At 57.0% G+C, this 525-nt stretch carries 1 protein-coding gene; it reads left to right on the plus strand.

Annotated elements, in window-relative coordinates; genetic code table 11:
• On the plus strand, positions 1-386 hold a 386-nt coding region (locus A3754_RS06180; protein WP_197468506.1), incomplete at its 5' end, for an orotidine 5'-phosphate decarboxylase / HUMPS family protein.
• Positions 387-525: the final 139 nt, after the last annotated feature.

A 525-nucleotide genomic window follows, 5' to 3' on the forward strand; every position in this document is an offset into this window, starting at 1 on the left:
TTGCCAATCACGCCCGGCGTCCACACCTGATCGCCGTGACGGTGCTGACCAGCATGGATGACAGCGACCTGCAGCAGGTGGGCGTGGTGGATGTGCCCAAGGTACAGGTGCAGCGCCTGGCAGAGCTGGCCAGGGCGTCAGGCATGGATGGCGTGGTCTGTTCGGCCCAGGAAGCGGTAATGCTGAAACAGGCCTGCGGATCGGCCTTTGAACTGGTGACCCCGGGGATTCGACCACAAGGGTCCGAGGCAGGAGACCAGCGTCGGGTACTGACGCCGGTACAGGCTCGTGATGCGGGTGTGGACTATATGGTAATCGGCCGGCCCATCACCCAGTCCGCCACACCTACGGATGTAGTCGACGCTATATTACAAAGTCTGGGCTAATCTGCTTACAGCACCGTTTGTGGCTGGCGGATAACAGCAGTATTTATACCTCCTTAAAGTGAGATTTCCATTCAGAATAAAGAATACGGAGATCTCATATGAAACCCTGTTACATTGCGATTCTGCCTCTGCTGATGGC

The organism is Alcanivorax sp. HI0083 (assembly GCF_001635175.1).